Below are 15,923 nucleotides of genomic sequence, written 5' to 3'. Positions count from 1 at the left end.
GTCGCTTTTATCAACAAGGTATGCGGGCTGCAACCCTTATTCGGTCTATCTCCTAGACCTCTTTGTCACCCCCCCAGAAAAAAAACTCTTTCCAGTAGGGATTGATACTGCCCCATACAGCCAAAAAAACTCAAATTTCCATTGATGCTTCCCCATGGGCTTTACGCCTGAAAGCGTCAGCTTGCGCCGACTTTATTGTATGCAGCCCTAGCCGCGTTTCATCACGCTCACCAATAAGTAACTTTTTTATATTTGTTTACTTGAGGTAAAGCTTTGTCTAGTAAAGCTTTTATCTGTTGCTGCAAGTTATTTTTAAATTCATTAATTGCCGTAGATTTCTGAGAAATACTGCGAGGTCTTGGAATTTTTAATTTACTTTTTAATTCCCCTCTAACTAAAGAATATACAGCCGGGTAACTACTGGCTATTCCTTTAATCAACAATAGCCAAAGATGAACTTCTTTATAACTCTTAAATCCTTCGGGATCTCTCAACTCTTGTTGCAAGGTCGGTGCTATTTCAACTGAGAACTTTTTTGGGCGACCGAAAACCTGCCTATTTTTTAACAAATTTTCCAGACCGCCCTTTCTATATTGGGAGAGCCAGCGATGAATCGTTGCCTCACTTTTACCTAAAACTGCGGATACTTCCCGCACAGTTTCTACTTGTTTTGACTGAAATAAATAAAGCATTTGGACTTTATTATAAGCTAGGATTCTTTTTTGTTTTTTGAGTATTTCTCGCAAATTTTCTCCAGATTCAGTAATCTTTATATGAGGACGACCAGACATTGTAATTCTCTCCTTTACTTTTTACACAAGTCTATCACATCTTTAAAAAAATGGTATTACCCTGTTCCACAACGATTCAAACGTCTTAGAACTATGATCTCCTAATACCCATCCTAAAATTCCTGGTTGAAAGTGGTCAACCGCTGTCGACAACCAGATTTTGTCTGTTTTTTTTTACATAAGTTTGTAATTCATCGAGTTCACCAACTTCTGGAATCACTTCAGGGTCATAAACATCTGGTAACAGTTTTCCAACTTGTTTTACCCAATTGATTACCGTGGTATGATGAACTCCCTTAACTCGTTCTATCGCCCGTAAACCCATACCATTGACGTACATTTTTAGGCAATCACGTTTGATGCTCTCGCTATAACCTCGATGGGGTTCATACTGATTAATGAATTGACGACCACATTGGACACAAATGTGATTTTGTTTTCCTTTCTTCTTGCCGTTTTTACGGATATGGGTTGATTTACATTCTGGGCAGTGCATAAATTATCCCTCCTATTCATACTCTAACTCAGCAACGCCCGAATTTTTTCCCCCTGCAGTAATTTTATGACCATTACCGGGAGGCCCGCCCAAGTAAGGCTTGAAAGTCTCAAGTTTCGGCTTGCCTCGAAAACCATAAGCGGTCGGGTGTTGCGACTAATACTGAATAGAACACAAGATCCACTAATCTTCAAGCCATCAAGCTTGATGGCTTGGATTACCTTCTGACCGAGGTCATAGCTGTAGGGTTTGAAGATGGGTTTTGCGATCGCACGGCAATTGGGACTACTTACAGTTTATGCCATAACCGCCAAGGCGGTTGCTATAATTGCTGGCTAAAATTCAATTATTTGCGAGTACATCAGCTAATTGGGCGTTAATTTAAGATAGGCTTTGCTCGAGTTCAATGGAAATGTTTAATGATTGTTTGAGTGAGTAAGAGCGATCGTACTCTCACATCGCCACCAGTTCGTCTAACTTGTCATGAGCCTCAGAAAAATTTGGGTTTAAATAAACCGCCCTGCGGTAACACAAGATCGCCCGCTCCTGCTTACCTTGCTGTAACAGAGTATGGCCAAGGTTAAAGTATTCCTCTGCCGTTGTTTTGGGTTCCAAAATCACGGCTGCATAACAACACTCGACAGCTTCATCTGGCTTGCCAATTTGCGAAAAAACCTTAGCCAAGTTGCGGTAAACACCAGCAAAATTCGGTTGAACCGCGATCGCCTTTTGGTAACAGGCGATCGCCTCTTGCCACTGTTGCTGCTGTGCGTGAATAGTCCCCAGGTTGGCTAAAGCTTGAGCAAAATCAGGTTGAACTTCCAGAGCGCGAATGTACCAACTCTTTGCCTCATCCAGTTTACCCTGAGCTTGCAAGACATTACCCAAAGTCTTGTACGCCGGAGCAAATTTGGGTTTAATCTTTAATACTTGCTCGCAAACTGCGATCGCATCTTCTAACTTTCCTTGAACCAAATACAACTCTGCTAGTTGATTTAACGGAGCAGCAGCACCCTCCATCTCTTGCAGTTGAGTCTTAACTTCGATTAGCTGAGACTTAGTTTGTTCGAGTTCTTCCTGAGTTTTGTGGTATTGAATCTGCCTGAGTTCAAGTTCTTCTTTAATTGGTTGCAGTTCTTCTTGAACTTGTTGCAGTTTAGTTGTAAATTGCTCAAATCCCCCTGCATTTTGGTGAATTTTTGTCTGAGATTGCGCTAATTCTTCGCGAGTCTCCTCTACCTGATGATCGAACTGTTCGTCTTCTGCTGTTTTGACCAAAATTCCTGCATCTAGCTCTTCAATTTTTTCGTAAGTGAATTGCCAAATTTCCGTGTTTAGCCAATAAAAACCATTACCAAACAGCAGAGAACTCGCAGGTGCTGTTTTACTCCTGATCTCTTCTGCTTGAGTGGGTTTTGGCCCGTGAAAATGGATAATTTTTGCTTCCGGACTAAAATCCCAGTAGGATTTCCAATTTAGCTGGATATCCAACCTATCCCACTTGTCTTTGAAAAATAAGTTATAGGCTCCTTGGTCATAAGCTAGCTGTAATATTTGATCCATGTTTCCGTCAATAAAATCGTCAAATTCTTTCTGGATTTTTTGAAGATTTTTGACATTCATGTACAGCACACCACTATTTAAGTATTCCCAGTTGGTGGGTTCGTGCTCGGGGGCGGCAGCAAAATATTCACAGGTTATACCCTGCAAATAATCCACCACATCGCCAAAAAACATGACATCGCAGTCAGTATAAAAAACATACTCATCCGGGATATTGTAAATTTCTACAATTGTGGGAATTTCAATTCTCAAAAATGCACCGCAAGCTACGGTTGAACACCAAGGATATTGAGTTTGCAGTTTCTCATAATGAGGTGTTCTGTAGTAAATAATCTTAACACCATTCTTTTGCAGCCAATCTGTTAATTCATTGTCTGCGCCATCATAAATGCAATATGGTTCTAGCGAAGTATTTTGTAGAGCAGTATAAACTGCTACTTTAATCATTTGCGAATAAATTTCAAAACCAGGACTAGCTTCATTAATTGCAAAAAACCATTTCATCCGGTACTTTTGTTTCTGATTGCCGAGAGGGAAATGATATACCACTTCCTGCAATCGAACCAGTCCTAACTTGACGCGAGTTTCATCGGCTAAAACTGCTTGGATTAACACCTGAGATTCCCCCTGCTTCCCTGAAATTTCCAGCTGAGCTTTGTAAGCGCTACGTGCTGCTAGGGGTACTCCTGGAAAAGCACTGGCTACATCCGATCGATACCCGCCAACGGGGGTTGTACAGACAGTTTCGCCATTATAAATAAACTCAACTGCCACAGCTCGATCCTTCTTGCCCAAAACCCAACCCGACATCAAAATTTTACTCTTATCTACTTTACCGAGCGCGGGCGAATCTATATTAAATGCCTGCAGCCATTCCAAAGCTTCAGGGTAAGCCGGTGCAACATCCACAACAGCCGCAATTTTCAGTTGCAGGGGATTTGATTCGTTTTCTAAATATTGATTAGCTGTCACTAAACCGTACCCGCTTTCATCTTCTTCCCAAGTTCCCGATCCGTGCCAGTATAGCGGTTCGCTATCCCAAGGATCGAAAGGAATTAATTTTTTCGACGGCAAGTGAGGGCGGAAGAAAAACTTGCACCGTTCATTTAGCATTGATGCTGCCACAGAAAAGGTACTGTTTGAAATAGCCAAAACATCGCACTGGCTCAATATATAAAAGTCTGGATAGAAAGGAGCCTCTGGCATTTCTACACCCAAATCTTTGACAGTTACCGGGTAATAATCGGCAAAATCATCTACAACCTCTTCAAGTTCATCGCTGGCAATAAACAGTACCGGCTCTTCCAAAGTTTCCCACAACCCCTGCAACCATTTTTTGTAGCAACTATTGGGAGCAATAAACATAAATTCGGCATAAGGCCCCCAGTAATCGCCGCGCCGCAAATGCAAGCCAACAATAGTTTTTCCGCGTTGTCGGAGGCTGCTGACTGCTGCTGCTACCTTCGCTTCTACTTCTGGCATTGGTTGGAAGAGCGATCGAAATAACTCTTTGTGTGGCGCGTAATACTTAGTGGGTATCTGATAGGTTGGGCCGCCAAATTCTACATTGCCCAAAGGTGCTTCTGCATTAATTATTCCCAATCCCGAATCATGAACGACAGGCAACCTTTTAGAAATAGGTGGCTCACTGTGTCCGAACAAATATTGTCCGATCCACTGTGACGTCTCCACCCGAATATTTTGCTGTTGTTCATGAATTTTAAGCATCGCATACAAAAATATTTGATTGCCAAACCGCGCCCTACTAAGGATAGACATAGTAACGAGCGGCTTTTTCACATAAAAACCATCGCCCCAAGATGGGTGGGGAGTTGTGGTAGCTACCCGCTCGAAACCGTGCCTGTCTAAAAACTCATCTAAATCATGAACGAGCGCGCAACCTTCATAGAGTTCTTGGTAATTAACTTCCGTATTAATCGCATCTACATATTGCAGCCAATTGGTTGCTCCTTGCAAAGCCAAAAGTTCTGCACCTTGAATATCGATGTTTAAGATATTAAAGTCAGCCGGGTTTAAGTCCAATTCTTGCAGCAGCGTATCCAGAGTTTTTGAAGGCACTGTTACTTGATGTGTTTCCACGATATCGGGATAGATATCCTGATGATGCTTCAGCGGCAAAATTGAACTGCTTTGATCGTAAGAAGTAACGTGCAAATTAATAGTACCGTTGCGATCACTAATCGCGCAATTCACCGCTTGCGCGTTCTGGTACCCAGCTAAATTAGCTTGCAAGCGTTCAAAAACAGCGGGATTAGCCTCTACAAAGAGTATCTTTTGCGCTCCAATTGCTTGGTAATATCCCACTTCCGTACCTTCATGAGCACCTACATGAATAATGCCTTTAGGAGTAATTGAATGCTGGTTGCAAAGTTGCGGTACATCCAAAAGTCTAGGAGGTTCTCCCAACACATTAGCTCGGAAGCGCTCGTTGACTGCTAAGAAGTTGCTCCATTCAAAAACTTCATATTCGGGCTGAAAATTAGGTCTGTATTGTAAGCCCTGTGGCAAAATCTTAAAAATCGAGTACCGATACTTTTGCAGATACTCACACACTTCTTTTAAAGTGATATTGGCCTCGCGATAAGTTGTACCGTATTCAAATTGAATGTAATCGATTTGGCCATATTTCAGTAAATCGCTTGCACCGTACAATACATCTAATTCTGCGCCTTCAACATCAATTTTTAGAAAATTAATCCGCTTGATACCCAAACGCTGACAGTAACGATCAACAGTTGTAGTGAAAACCGTACACTTTTGGGGAGGCTGAATCCAACCTTGACTCTCCATCCAACAACTACGATAAAACGTACTCAAGGTGGAATGATCGTCGTACTGATAAAAAGTCTTAATTTCTTCTCGACTCCCCGCAGCCATATTTTGGGCTAGGATTTTTACATTATTTTCTCCCCTTAAGCTATCTACCAAATTTTTATGAACATGAGCCAAAGGTTCAAAAATGTGCATTTCTGCTACATCTTGGTGTCGTGTCAAAACCTCTTTTGCCCATTCACCGATATTAGCACCCAAATCGAAAACGATATCCCCTGATTTAATGTATTGGGCAACTACTTGGCTTTCTCCCGGCAACAGATGAGAACTCGTTGAACTAATATGGTCTTGAATCCAGTACGGTATAATCATCGGTTGTGGCTCTACTATTTCTGGCTGTGCTTCTACTGCGGGCTTACTCTCTATTCCCGTCCTTAAAGAAATAGGACGTTGATTTATATTTCCGTACCAATTATCTTTACCTTCACCGCACATATATTGCCAATCTGCATCAGCAATCAGATGAGCAAAAGGAGCGATGATGTCTGTCAAAATTAACGACCAGTTATTACTTTTTGAAAATCTGACCAAATAAGATTCAATGCCTTGCCGATGGCAATAATAAGTATTCGGGAGCGTCAACATTTTAGAACCCGTCGCTAACTGCCGGAAACCAAATGTGTGAGTGTCTAGCGCCCCGGAAGATTCAGAATAACCTCCCCCTCTCAGCCAGCTTTCTTTGGTAAACAGATAGTTGCCGCTCGCTCCCGGCACGTCGTGCCGCGAGAAAAAGTCCGCTAAAGTAATTTGGTCTTGATAAATCCATTTATTAATAATATTTTCCTGGGATCCTTCAAAGAAATGAATTTCTTGGAATGCAGCTACATCTGCACCGGAATTCACTAAAAACTCTTTTAATTTTGGGATACTTCCTGGAACTAAAATATTATCTGAATCCAAGCAGAACAGCAAAGGATGCCTGGCATTTTGGACGGCAGTATTTCTCGCTGCTCCGCCCCCTTTGTTAGTTTCGTGACGGAAAATATTGATAAATGGATACTTAATTTTGAGTTTTTCCAGTATGCCTTCCGTATTATCCGTAGAGCAGTCATTAACAATAATTAACTCATCCCCCTGTTCACAATTTCCATTTAATATCGAATCAACGGACTCTTCGATAGTTTCTTCGCAGTTGTAAGCAGGGATAAAAAAGCTAATATTAGTGGGTTGCTTTTCTACCCACCAGACACTTTCTCCTGGGGTATGAACTTGACTTTGAAATCTTCTAAAAAACTCATCAACAGCCTGCTTTATGCCGGGAAAATCTGCACGGTCGTAGCCACATCCGCCAATAACAGCACCGCTTTTAACTTTGCCGTACCAGTTGCATAGCTGGTTCCACAAACCTTGATAGGAAAGTTCGTCAATGTAGGCGACATCGAAAGCTTGTCCTGTTGGTGTTCCTGTATTTAACTTTTTGTTTTCAACGATTGTGCAAAACAGATTGTAGGCGTTTTCCTGCCAACCGGGAATTTCTTGACTGATATTCACCGATTGCTTTTCTACCCACCAAACGCCTTCCCCTTCCGCGTGAACTTGGAAGTTTAACGGTGTGAAGAACTCATCAATAGCTTGTTTTACCCCCGGAAAAGCAGGATGCTCGTAATCGTGTCCGCCAATAATACCGCCTATTTTAACTTTAGGATACCAAATGCAAAGATCGTCCCAAACACCTTTGTATGAATGATCGGCATCGATGTAAACAAAATCGACCTCTCCAACTATTTCATTAATAGCTTCTCTCGATAATTTGCGGATGTGCTGGTATCTTTCGCCGAAAACAGTAAATCTTTGCTGAATGTAATTGTACAGGGCATCAAATTCTTCTTGAGGAAGATTCATTGGGTCTTCGTAACCTTCCATGTGAAGGTAGGGGTCTACTCCATATAATTTTTCTACAGATGTATGTTGCAGAAGAGATTCTGAATGACCTCCAAAAGCCACTCCTATTTCTACCCCGATTTTTAGGTTTTTATTGGCTATAGCTTTGCCAAATAATGGGTAAGCTAGTCCCCACACTGCTTCCGCCTCTTTTGCGTGTCGGTCGATTTTATCTAAAAATGAAACCATATTAGTGCTTCCCGCATAGGTTCTGAGTGATGCCAAATATTCCAAAATATATTTGCACCATTTCTGATAACATAACTTTTCTTGATAAATTTTTTCTGCTCTTTGACCCATTTCTAAGAGTTCAGATGTATTTAAAGAATCTAGCAGACTATTTAAATTGGTTGCCGAGCTAGTAAATAAACTAATTTCGTGCCAATTGATAAACTCCTTAAACGGTCTTGTGTCGATATCACTAAGCATTAAGGGTGCTACCCCCAGTTGCATTGCTTCAAAAAACCGAAAAGAGCTACCCCCATATCCTCTAGGGCAGAGTGCAACATAAGACTCTAGAGTTTTCTCGACAAATAATTCTGTGCTGCCACTAGCCATACACAGATCGTTTCGATATTTGATGGTATCAAACATCTCTTGTCGGATACTGTGATTGGGAAGAAGACCAATAAAGGTACTTAGGTACTTTTTCGATGGTTTAACTTCAGGAATTCTATGCAATGAGCAAAGTAAAGGAATATCTACACCCGTTTCTGTTCTGCGAGAGGATAGAAAATTTATTGTTGCTCCTAAATTTACCAAAGGCCCATCATCATATTGACAGATTGTAAATGTTTTGCTGTCAGACAATATCGAAAGATTAACTGATAGTTGAAGATCAGACAAATCAGTTTTTTCAAAATGATGATTGATGTAATATCTTGTCCAATAAACTGGTAAATAATGCCAGTCGGCTTCGTTGGGATTGTCTGTGACAAGGTGAGGATTACTGTGAAGATATTGGAAAAAATCTTGCTCTACACCGTAGTCGCTGTTATGAGCAGGATGGACTATCCGTGCAGAGCCAGGCTGAAATCGACTGTCAATAGGTAAAATGTATATCTTCATAACTATTTCACTAGGTCGGCAAAAATATTTCCGTTTTCAGGTCTGTCATTGGGATCGGGACGGTATTCAAGAGGAACTAAAGGAGATAGACTTTGATTTCTACCATTGAATAGCACTTTTGAATAACCAACCATTAAAGCCAACTCTTGTAGCAAACACGGAGTTAAAACATTTAAGTGCTGGTGAGTTTCCCATTCACCAATATATACCCCTTTGATTCCTTTTGTAAAGTCTGAATAATCGCGCATTGATGAAATAAGATTGGGAGTATTGACTCGGTGTACTCCTCCTTTTTTCAACACTCGCCAAGCTTCTGCTAAGAGAATGACCTGAGATTTCTGATCGATATGTTCAATAAAATCTTCGTGGAAAATTACCTCAACCGAATTATCAGCAAAGGGGAGACCGGTTCTTAAATCCATAGCCAAGAAATCTGAGCTATCACCCCGCATCTCTTCTGGATAATACTTGTCTGTGTAGTGCTTCAAGTGGTGGTGATAAGGTTGGTAATTTAAATCCATATTTCTCCAACCTTTCAGAACTCTGGGCCCGCAGCCCAAATGTAGCTTTAAGACTTGACCTGCTGTGTCTGGCGGGGTAGAATGTAGTTGTTCTAATTGCACTTTAACCTCCATCTAATTTCTCTTATTTGGCAACTTGATGTAGCAAACCCCAAAAATAGACCGATCGCCCCTTCTTACTACCTCCCTCATTCCCACATCTTCCAAGGATCTCTCCATTATTCCACAGCTCGTTCAAATACTTATATTCCCAGTAAGTATCCATCGCGACAAAGAAACCGCCGTGGCGGTAAGCCATCACTTGCCCCTCCGCAGCCAAACGAACTGTCCCCAAACCCCCAGTTAATATAACTACTTGCATTGTTTGATATAATTTATCCTATCGCTTTAGCACAGCCTAAATCCCTCCATAATTTATTGGTGATAAACTGACTTCAGGACTAGAATCAACAAGCATTTTCACTGTTACTGCGTTCAGACACTCCAGTCTTAATTCATACTTAGGTTGCCAATCTTGAGCTTTTAATGTCCTCATTCTCACAGGATAAAAGCGCAGAGGTTCTACAAACTAGCTTTCAAATATACGCTCAATTACTTAATCTAAGCTTGATGAGCTTGGAGCGACACCTTCCTTCATTTTGTCATAATCGCGATCGTGACTAATCACCCCTTTGTTAGTATAAGCTATCCACTCGCCTCGATTTTTTTTATCACGGTGATTAGGATGATACCACTCATTAGCCGTGGGAGATTATGCCTCCATATTTTCACCCCATACTTTTCCCTCAAACCATCCTCGCTTCCACCATCATCCGCACCACATCGGGCATCTTATACTTCGCCTCCCACCCTAACTTTTGCTTCGCCTTACCCGGATTTCCCCTCCCAACTGCAATCTCCGTCGGTCTGTAAAGACTCGCATCGGTTACTAAATGTTCCTGCCAATCCAAACCTGCAGCAACAAACGCTGTCTGCACAAACTCCTCCAAAGGATAACTTACACCCGTTGCAATTACATAATCGTCCGGTTCTTCCTGCTGTAACATCAAATACATAGCCTCCACATATTCCGGCGCCCAACCCCAGTCCCGCTGCACTGAAATATTACCTAAATGCAGTTTTTCCGAACTACCCGCAGCAATTCGGCACACCACAGATACTATTTTTTGGGTAACAAACCTCTCCGGCCGCAGCGACGACTCGTGATTGAACAAAATACCAGAACACGCAAACAAATTGTAAGCTTCCCGATAATTCGCTACTTCCCAAAATGCCGTTGCTTTCGCCACTGCGTAAGGACTTCTGGGGCGAAAAGGCGTATTTTCATCGGCTGGATTGCCTCGGGTATCCCCAAAACATTCGCTGGAACTGGCGTTGTAAAGTTTGATTTTTCCGCCTGTAAACCGAATTGCTTCTAACAAATTCAATGTGCCTGTGGCAATGCTTTCGAGGGTTTCTACGGGCTGTTCAAAAGACAGACCGACGGAACTTTGACCTGCTAGATTGTACACCTCATCTGGCTCTATTTTGGCAAGCACTTGCAAAACGCTACGAAAATCGTTGAGAGACATGGATTCTAGTTTTACTCTGTCTCGAATGCCCAAACGGGCCAGGTTTCCGAAACTCGACATTTGGGCGTCCCTGGATGTGCCGCAAACTTCATAACCTCGATCGAGTAACAGTTTAGCTAAATAAGCTCCGTCCTGACCTGATATACCACTAATTAACGCTTTTTTCATACCACATTTTGCTTCCAAAACTCTACCGTAGCTGTTGCTATTTTTTCAGGTTTTTAACTTTTATAGTCGGAATTTTTATTTTTTTAATATTTGGGATTTTCCGAGAACTTAACCACAGCAATTTTAAGCGCTTACTACAAACACACAACAAATTTATCATTCAGCAGACCCGAAAGCCCGATCGAAGTATTATTGCATAAACTTCGATAGCTGGGAGTAGCAGCATAAGGATATCGTAGGGACACGGCACTGCCATGCCCCTACCATCTTTCATTTTGTACTCGCCAACTATCGCGACTGCCAAAAGTCTCTACCGCTCGAAAACAGAAATAACCAGTCAGCTAGAAATCGACTCAAAAGTACAAAATATTAGCCTTTTTTACCTTCTGCCGAATGACTAAAGCCTTCTGCCTTCGGATACTAGGCTTCCCAACGTTCGGCGACCAATTCAGCCAAGTCCACAACCCGCTGACTGTAGCCCCACTCATTGTCGTACCAAGCCAACAGCTTCACCATGTCGCCATCCATCACCAGCGTCAAGCTGGAATCCAGAATCGAAGAAGCATCACTTCCGCGATAGTCGCATGAAACTAAAGGCAAATCGTTGTACTCCAAAATCCCTTTCATGGAGCCAGAGGCAGCTTCTTTGAACACTTGATTTACTTGCTCGGTAAAAGTCTTTTTCTCTACCTGAGCCACAAAATCAACTACCGACACATTCGGAGTCGGCACGCGCATGGCGATACCGTTTAACTTGCCCTTCAATTCCGGAATCACCAAAGCCACAGCTTGGGCTGCTCCGGTAGAAGTCGGCACAATATTCATTGCTGCAGCCCGCGCCCGCCGCAAGTCGCGGTGGCTGGCATCCAGCAAGCGCTGGTCGCCAGTATAGCTGTGGGTAGTGGTCATCATGCCTTTGACGATGCCAAAATTTTCGTGCAGCACTTTCAGTACAGGAGCCAGACAGTTGGTAGTACAGCTAGCATTGCTGATGACTGTGTAGTCACTGTGCTTGTAGTTGTGGTGGTTGACTCCCATCACATAAGTGCCAACTTCAGAACCCTTGCCGGGAGCGGTAATTAGCACTTTTTTAGCGCCGGCAGTGATATGCTTCGATGCACCAGCTTGGTCAACGAAGACGCCGGTCGATTCAATAATCAGATCAATACCCCAATCTTTCCAAGGCAAGTTTAGCGGGTTGCGATCGCTCACGCATTTAACTGTCTTGCCGTTGAGAGTAATGGAATTTTCATCCGCACTGATGTCCACATTCTTCAACGTTCCCATCATGGAATCGTATCTCAGCAAGTGAGCATTACTTCTGGGATCGGAAGTGTCATTAATAGCTACCAACTCTAGCTGGCTGTTTTCTCTGCCCAGCCAGCAGCGCGCAAAACTGCGCCCGATACGTCCAAAACCATTGATCGCGACTCTAATCACCTTGTACCTCCTAACGATGGCAGCCTCTAGCTCAGGCTTAAATTTTGAAAAAATTTAAGAATTGACTTATGAGACAAGATCATATCGCAAAGGTCGATCCTTTCTAACTTTTTGTGTCGATCAAAAAAGCTTGAACTTTTCTAGAAGGCTGAAATTGCAAGGCCGAAGGCATTAGGCTTTCTGCCGCTGGTTACTGGTAAAGCTGATGGGCTGCAATATAAGTCCCGACAACTTCCGGGACTAGGTACCGGAGGTCGATCCTTTCGGCGCAGCAGCGGCGGATGTGGCTCGACGAAATCTCGATCGCAGGCATGGACAGCACCTCCCAGCGAATCTCCACGTCCAAAAGAGCCATTTGTTCGGCAACTCGTCGGCCCACAGCATTTGCCTGAACCTGCATCCTGTCCCCTGCGGAAGCGAGGGGTTTTCCACCAGGACAATCTCCCCACTCGGACAGTTCCCCAACCTCCCCGCTTTCTGCAGTCTCTCGATCTCCCTGAGTCGGACGTGGGGCCACCAACCAGTCGCACAACCCGGCAATTTCGCAGCACCGGTGCCATTTGGGGAGAGTAATGAGTGCGTCACTACCAATAATCCAGTACCAGCGATGATCGCCTGGATACAATTTTTGCAAATACAGCAGGGTGTCGATCGCAAAAGAACTGTCGGAGGGATTTGCCGACTGCGGCGAAATTAGGAAGTCGGGGCGATCGGCGATCGCCAGAGCGAGCATTTCCCGCCGCTGCTCAAAACTTGCCAAATCCGGGCGCCACTTGTGAGGAGGAGAGCGATCCGGTACCCAAATGACTCGATCGAGAGCAAATTGACTCGCAGCCGTCTCGGCTACCAACACGTGACCCCAGTGAACCGGATCGAAAGTCCCCCCCAAAATCGCTATTTTCCCCATATTTCTCCAAAATCAGGATTAATACAGACATCGCGCCAATTTTATGTTTATACACTTTTAACCATAAGCTCGTTTATTAGAAAACCCTCGCTTCACATTGGGGACAAACCCTTGGACGACCCTAGTTTCGACGATCGTCCCGGACGCTAAAACCGATTTTGTTAACCCCCTTAATTCGTTCAAACCCTCAGAACCGAGTTCAAAAACCCGGTTCTGAGGGTCGGAGTGCTTCCGGGACTCGGTGATTAACCTTGCCAATATTAATCCCAACTTGTTTTGATTGCGCGATCGACCCCCTGAGCATTCGTTGGTTGGCGGGTCAAAAAGTTTTGACAGTAGATATTTTTTAGCGCAGTGGTAAAAACTTTTAGGGCTGCCAAGAGGGTTCATCGGCTTCTCGATCGAGCCCATGATTTGGTTGGCTCAATGGCTATTCGACTATTCCGACTAACTACATAACTTATATATACAATATAGTAAAAATATATACTATAGCTCCGCTCGTGTCAATCTCTGACTTGGGCGAGAAAATGACAGTAAAGGTAGATTTATGACTGTAAAAGGAGCGAAATTTGGTCATACGTGGTAGTGTTTGTAAATCCTTATGGGTTTTACCCTCAATCTTGGTAGAAAGGTTGTGGGGCTTTTGCTACCGTATCCGAGCACAGCAGGCGGATAGAAATAGAAAGAATGCAGGAGTATGCAAGCACCCAAAATTAGTCTGTTGGGCCAGACCCCAGACCGCGTTTTCTGTTACCTGCTATTTTCGAGCTGTGACTGTTCCGGAAAACTACTCGGTACTAAGTCATATAGGATACAAGACAAACATCTCTACAAGTCCCGCAAATCTAGGGACGCGCAGAGAATTTTGTACAAAATCTCTAGCGAACTGTATCCTGAAAAAACAATTCTTGATATGATATCGCGTGTTATTGGCGTGGTGTGGTGTGTGAGGAGCGAAGATGCCGAGTTCTGTTGATTTCAGCGGTAGACCATTTCATTTCATCGGCATTGGTGGGATTGGGATGTCAGCCCTAGCCTACATTCTAGCTAAACGCAAGTTGCCTGTGTACGGCTCCGACATTAAATCGAGTCACATAACCGAGCGCTTGCAAGGAATGGGAGCTCATATTTTTTGGAGTCAAGACGCCAGCAATTTTGAACTATTTCAAACGGCCCTCAACGGTAGCAGTCCCGACCGCGGGCAACAGGAAAAAACCGTATCCTCGGCAGTCGCGGGTACGGTAGGGACTTCTGTTGCGACAGCCAAAGCTCTCCAATTGAACGGCAACGGTTCAAGCGCCCAAGCAATTCCGGGATTGCCTCAAGTAGTATGTTCGACGGCTATTCACCCAGCAAATGCTGAATATCGAGCTGCTCTAGATTTAGGCTGTCCGATTTTTCATCGATCGGATGTGTTGGCAGCCTTAATTCAAGATTACCAAAGCATAGCGGTAGCCGGGACTCACGGCAAAACTACTACTAGCAGCTTAATCGGCTTCATGCTGATGGCTGCGGGCCTAGACCCGACGATCGTAGTAGGAGGCGAGGTAAATGCTTGGGAAGGCAATGCCCGTTTGGGAGAAGGCCCCTACTTAGTTGCCGAGGCTGATGAATCGGACGGTTCTCTCGTCAAGCTGGTTGCCAAAATTGGCATAGTGACGAATGTAGAACTGGATCATCCAGACCATTACGATACTTTGGACCAAGTAATAGACACATTTAAGGTGTTTGCCCAAAACTGTCAAACCTTGGTGGGCTGCATTGACGACCAAATCGTCAAAGACTGCCTTCAGCCTCATGTCAGTTATAGCTTGCAGCCGGACAGCGGTGCTGACTACACGGTTTCGGGCGTGGAGTACGGAGCAGAAAGCACCAAGGCACGGATTTGGGAGCGAGGAACTTTCCTAGGGGAAATCGAGTTGAAGTTGCTGGGCACACACAATCTCAGCAATGCACTAGCTGCGGTAGCAGTGGGCCGATTGTTGGGGTTAGAGTTTTCGGCGATTGCCAAAGCGATTGCTGGCTTTGAAGGAGCTCGCCGCCGTTTTGAGGTGCGGGGTTTTCACAATGACATCCTGTTTGTGGACGACTACGCCCACCATCCTAGCGAAATTCGCGTTACCTTGGCGGCCGCTCGCTTGCGTATCGAAGGTAGCGAAAAAAATCCCAAATCCCGAAGAGTGGTTGCAATTTTTCAACCCCACCGTTACAGCCGGACTCTGACATTTTTGCCACAATTTGCTCAATCTTTTGGGGATGCTGATTTGGTTGTGGCTTGCGATATTTATAGTGCTGGGGAACCAAATTTAGGAGAGATTAGCGGGCAGCAGGTTGCTGATTTGATTGCTAAAGAAGGGCGACAGGTTGAGTTTGCGCCTTCCCTGGAGTCAGTCACTAAGTTTTTAACCCAAAATCTGCAAGCGGGGGATTTGGCTCTGTTTTTGGGCGCTGGTAATCTGAATCAGATTATTCCAGAGGTTATGGCTTTTTATCAACAAGCCGATCGCCCCGATTAGCTCGCCAACTGAGTAGAGTCGATCGACATTATGGCGTTGCACGTTGTGCCGAAACTTCTGTCGGGCGGCTCGCTCAAAGCGGCCACATAAGTTAGCTAAATGGATTTTCAACCACGTCTTTGAGCGAAGGTATTTTTAAGGATTT

At 43.9% G+C, this 15,923-nt stretch carries 9 protein-coding genes and 2 pseudogenes; 1 reads left to right on the top strand and 10 read right to left on the bottom strand.

Going from position 1 to position 15,923, the window contains the following annotated elements:
• Positions 1 to 227 precede the first annotated feature (227 nt).
• The 10 genes and pseudogenes from QUB33_RS05335 to QUB33_RS05285 form a co-directional block, all read right to left on the bottom strand.
• On the bottom strand, positions 228 to 791 hold the full coding sequence (locus QUB33_RS05335; protein WP_333348258.1) for a helix-turn-helix domain-containing protein: 564 nt from the start codon (positions 789 to 791) through the stop codon (positions 228 to 230).
• 57 nt (positions 792 to 848) lie between these two features.
• Positions 849 to 1,287: pseudogene (locus QUB33_RS05330) on the bottom strand (IS1 family transposase); the annotation flags it as partial.
• A 453-nt stretch (positions 1,288 to 1,740) separates the two neighbouring features.
• Complete coding sequence (locus tag QUB33_RS05320; RefSeq protein WP_333348255.1) at positions 1,741 to 8,652, bottom strand: FkbM family methyltransferase; 6,912 nt, start codon at positions 8,650 to 8,652, stop codon at positions 1,741 to 1,743.
• A gap of 2 nt (positions 8,653 to 8,654) precedes the next feature.
• The gene (locus QUB33_RS05315) at positions 8,655 to 9,173 is read right to left on the bottom strand and encodes a class I SAM-dependent methyltransferase (RefSeq protein ID WP_333348252.1); all 519 of its coding nucleotides are present in this window, start codon (positions 9,171 to 9,173) and stop codon (positions 8,655 to 8,657) included.
• 124 nt (positions 9,174 to 9,297) lie between these two features.
• Positions 9,298 to 9,534, bottom strand: coding sequence for a hypothetical protein (locus QUB33_RS05310; protein ID WP_333348249.1), 237 nt, complete (start codon positions 9,532 to 9,534; stop codon positions 9,298 to 9,300).
• A gap of 234 nt (positions 9,535 to 9,768) precedes the next feature.
• Positions 9,769 to 9,864, bottom strand: a pseudogene (locus QUB33_RS05305) (hypothetical protein); the annotation flags it as partial.
• A 94-nt stretch (positions 9,865 to 9,958) separates the two neighbouring features.
• Positions 9,959 to 10,912, bottom strand: coding sequence for a GDP-mannose 4,6-dehydratase (locus tag QUB33_RS05300; protein WP_333263284.1), 954 nt, complete (start codon positions 10,910 to 10,912; stop codon positions 9,959 to 9,961).
• A gap of 420 nt (positions 10,913 to 11,332) precedes the next feature.
• Positions 11,333 to 12,352: a type I glyceraldehyde-3-phosphate dehydrogenase gene (locus QUB33_RS05295; protein WP_190656404.1), complete on the bottom strand. Its 1,020-nt coding sequence runs from the start codon at positions 12,350 to 12,352 to the stop codon at positions 11,333 to 11,335.
• A gap of 190 nt (positions 12,353 to 12,542) precedes the next feature.
• Positions 12,543 to 13,259 (bottom strand): nicotinate (nicotinamide) nucleotide adenylyltransferase, encoded by a 717-nt coding sequence (gene nadD / locus QUB33_RS05290; RefSeq protein WP_333348245.1) that lies wholly within the window; start codon positions 13,257 to 13,259, stop codon positions 12,543 to 12,545.
• A gap of 57 nt (positions 13,260 to 13,316) precedes the next feature.
• Positions 13,317 to 13,670 (bottom strand): hypothetical protein, encoded by a 354-nt coding sequence (locus QUB33_RS05285; protein ID WP_333348242.1) that lies wholly within the window; start codon positions 13,668 to 13,670, stop codon positions 13,317 to 13,319.
• 551 nt (positions 13,671 to 14,221) lie between these two features.
• Here QUB33_RS05285 and murC point away from each other — a divergent pair.
• Positions 14,222 to 15,778 (top strand): UDP-N-acetylmuramate--L-alanine ligase, encoded by a 1,557-nt coding sequence (gene murC / locus QUB33_RS05280; protein ID WP_333348239.1) that lies wholly within the window; start codon positions 14,222 to 14,224, stop codon positions 15,776 to 15,778.
• The last annotated feature ends 145 nt before the right edge of the window (positions 15,779 to 15,923 follow it).

Origin of the sequence: Microcoleus sp. B3-A4 (assembly GCF_036705385.1) — a bacterium.
Classification (GTDB): domain Bacteria; phylum Cyanobacteriota; class Cyanobacteriia; order Cyanobacteriales; family Microcoleaceae; genus Microcoleus.
This window is presented reverse-complemented; position numbering and strand designations above follow the sequence as displayed.

Coding starts and splice junctions, on each gene's coding strand:
- QUB33_RS05335 (WP_333348258.1), bottom strand. CDS start 791: ATGTCTGGTCGTCCTCATATAAAGATTACTGAATCTGGAGAAAATTTG.
- QUB33_RS05320 (WP_333348255.1), bottom strand. CDS start 8,652: ATGAAGATATACATTTTACCTATTGACAGTCGATTTCAGCCTGGCTCT.
- QUB33_RS05315 (WP_333348252.1), bottom strand. CDS start 9,173: ATGGATTTAAATTACCAACCTTATCACCACCACTTGAAGCACTACACA.
- QUB33_RS05310 (WP_333348249.1), bottom strand. CDS start 9,534: ATGCAAGTAGTTATATTAACTGGGGGTTTGGGGACAGTTCGTTTGGCT.
- QUB33_RS05300 (WP_333263284.1), bottom strand. CDS start 10,912: ATGAAAAAAGCGTTAATTAGTGGTATATCAGGTCAGGACGGAGCTTAT.
- nadD (WP_333348245.1), bottom strand. CDS start 13,259: ATGGGGAAAATAGCGATTTTGGGGGGGACTTTCGATCCGGTTCACTGG.
- QUB33_RS05285 (WP_333348242.1), bottom strand. CDS start 13,670: ATGGGCTCGATCGAGAAGCCGATGAACCCTCTTGGCAGCCCTAAAAGT.
- murC (WP_333348239.1), top strand. CDS start 14,222: ATGCCGAGTTCTGTTGATTTCAGCGGTAGACCATTTCATTTCATCGGC.